This is a genomic window from Streptomyces sp. UNOB3_S3 (assembly GCF_020740895.1).
Lineage (GTDB): Bacteria > Actinomycetota > Actinomycetes > Streptomycetales > Streptomycetaceae > Streptomyces.
Genome location: NZ_JAILXP010000612.1, coordinates 1 through 2403 on the forward strand (window position 1 = coordinate 1; position 2403 = coordinate 2403).

A 2403-nucleotide genomic window follows, 5' to 3' on the forward strand; every position below is an offset into this window, starting at 1 on the left:
TCCCCGCCCCGTCCGCCCGCCCCCGCCGGGAGCTCCGTGACCTCGTAGCGCTTGACGTACGCGCCCAGGAACGCCTGGAGCGTGGCCGTCGCCGGGATGGCGATCAGGGCGCCCACGGCACCCAGCAGCGCGGCGCCCGCGATCACGGAGCCGAAGGCGACCGCCGGGTGGACGGCGACCGTCCTGGCGGTGATCCGGGGCTGGAGCACATAGTTCTCGAACTGCTGGTAGACCACGACGAAGCCCAGCACCCACACCGCGTACCAGGGGTCGACGGTGAAGGCGAGCAGCGTCGGCAGGGCACCCGCGAGGTAGGTGCCGATGGTCGGGACGAACTGCGACACCAGCCCGACCCAGATCGCGAGCGCCGGGGCGTAGGGCACGCCCAGCGCCTGGAGCAGGACGTAGTGCGCGATCCCGGAGACCAGCGCCATCAGGGCGCGCGAGTAGAGGTAGCCGCCGGTCTTGGCGACGGCGATCTCCCAGGCGCGCAGCACCTCCGCCTGCCGCCGCGGGGGCAGCACCGAGCACAGCGCGCGGCGCAGCCGGGGCCCGTCGGCCGCGAAGTAGAACGCGAAGAGCACCACCGTCAGGGTGCGGAACAGCCCGCCCAGGACGGTCGCCGAAACGTCCAGCACACCGCCGGCGCTGCTGCTGACGTACTTCCGCAGCCAGTCCGAGTGGAGCACGCTGCTCTGGATCTCGACCCGGGAGAGTCTGGTGTGGAAGGTCCGGTTGACCCAGCCGATCACCGAGTCCAGGTAGGAGGGGAAGTTCTCCACCATGGTCTGGATCTGCCCGGCGAGCATCGAGCCGAGGAGGGCGACGAAGCCGGTCGCGGCGACGGTCACGCCCAGGAAGACCAGACCGGTCGCGAGGCCCCGGCGCATGCCGCGCGCGGCCATCCGGTCCACGGCGGGCTCGATGGCCAGCGCGAGGAAGAACGCGACCAGGATGTCGACGAAGAGGCCGGTGAGCCGGTGGAAGGCCCAGCCGGCCAGCTGGAAGCAGGCGAACAGGGCGAGGGTGACCACCACCGCCCTGGGCAGCCAGCGCGGCATCCGCGCGTCGTCGGGCCGGGAGGGCTGGGAGTCGCCGGATGCGGTGTCGTCTGTCGCTGCCACGGGGCAAGTGTCGCCTATCGGGCGAAACCCACGGCGTGCCCGGTCGGCGGCCGTCGGCCGGGCACGGTCAGCGGCGGTCCTCGGGGATCTCCAGCGCCCGGCACACCGCGCGCCAGACGTCCTTGGCGTTCCAGCCGGCGTCCAGCGCCTGGTGCACGGTCCTCCCGCCGAGTTCGGACATCACATGATCACGAGCGAAGGAGTCGGCGTACGCCGAGCCGAAATAGTCCGCCATTCGCTGCCAGAAGACCGTCAACCGCATGCGCCCAGTATCCCGCCCCTGAGAGTGCAGCCGACCACGAGCCGCTGACCGGCGGCGCTCCGCGCCCTACGGTCTTGTCCATGGCACCGTCCGGAGCATCCGCCACCGCCCGCGCCGAGCGCTTCATCTGGCTGACCGCCCGCGTCCTGGAGCAGCGGAGATTCGCGTTCCACTTCCTGGGCGGGCACGCCGCCGCCGTCGAGGCCGCCCTCGACGCGTACGCGGGCGACGACGGGGGCTTCGGCCACGCCCTGGAGCCGGATCTGCGCGGCCCGGTGAGCCAGCCGCTGCACACCGCGCACGCCCTGCGCGTGCTCGACGAGATCGGGCGCTGCCGCGACCGGCGGGTGGAGCCCGTGTGCCGCTATCTGACGGCGGTCTCCACCCCCGACGGGGCGCTGCCCGCCCTCCACCCCTCGCTGCGCGGATATCCGGCTGCCCCCTGGATCCCGCTGGTGGACGACCCGCCCAGCGATCTGCTCGCCACCGGCCCCGTGGTCGGCCTGCTGCACCGCAACGCGGTGTGGCACGCCTGGCTGTTCCGGGCCACCGACTTCTGCTGGGCCGCCGTCGACGCCCTCGGCCGGGGGGCGCGCACCCACCCGTACGAGGTCGAGGCGGCCGTCGCCTTCCTCGACGGGGCGCCGGACCGCCCCCGGGCCCGGGCCGCGGCCGAGCGGCTCGGGCGGACGGTACGGGAACAGCGGCTGGCCGTGCTGGATCCGGACCGGGCGGCCGACCACCCCCTGCCGGAGGGGTACGCGCCCGGCGAGCACCACTTCCCCCACGACTTCGCGCGCACGCCCGGTTCGACGGCCCGCGCCTGGTTCTCCGACGCCGAGATGGCGCGGTCGCTGGACTTCCTCGCCGCGGCCCAGCAGGAGGACGGCGGCTGGCCGGTCCGCTGGCGGGCCTGGGCCCCGGGCACGGTCCTCGAGTGCCGGCCCATGGTGACCATCGACGCCCTGCTGACCCTGCGCGCGTACGGCCGCCCCGTCTAGCCCCGGCACCTGACCC

At 73.9% G+C, this 2403-nt stretch carries 3 protein-coding genes; 1 reads left to right on the top strand and 2 read right to left on the bottom strand.

The features are described 5' to 3' along the window. Both K6I33_RS34315 and K6I33_RS34320 read right to left on the bottom strand, forming a co-directional pair. A partial coding sequence (locus K6I33_RS34315) for an AI-2E family transporter (protein WP_229358716.1) occupies positions 1-1124 on the bottom strand: 1124 nt, incomplete at its 3' end. Between the two features lie 67 nt (positions 1125-1191). Then, the gene (locus tag K6I33_RS34320; protein WP_229358717.1) at positions 1192-1386 is read right to left on the bottom strand and encodes a DUF3046 domain-containing protein; all 195 of its coding nucleotides are present in this window, start codon (positions 1384-1386) and stop codon (positions 1192-1194) included. Positions 1387-1466: 80 nt separating this feature from the next. On the opposite strand from K6I33_RS34320, the gene K6I33_RS34325 reads away from it, so the two are divergent. Further along, complete coding sequence (locus tag K6I33_RS34325) at positions 1467-2387, top strand: hypothetical protein (protein ID WP_229358718.1); 921 nt, start codon at positions 1467-1469, stop codon at positions 2385-2387. Positions 2388-2403 lie beyond the last annotated feature (16 nt).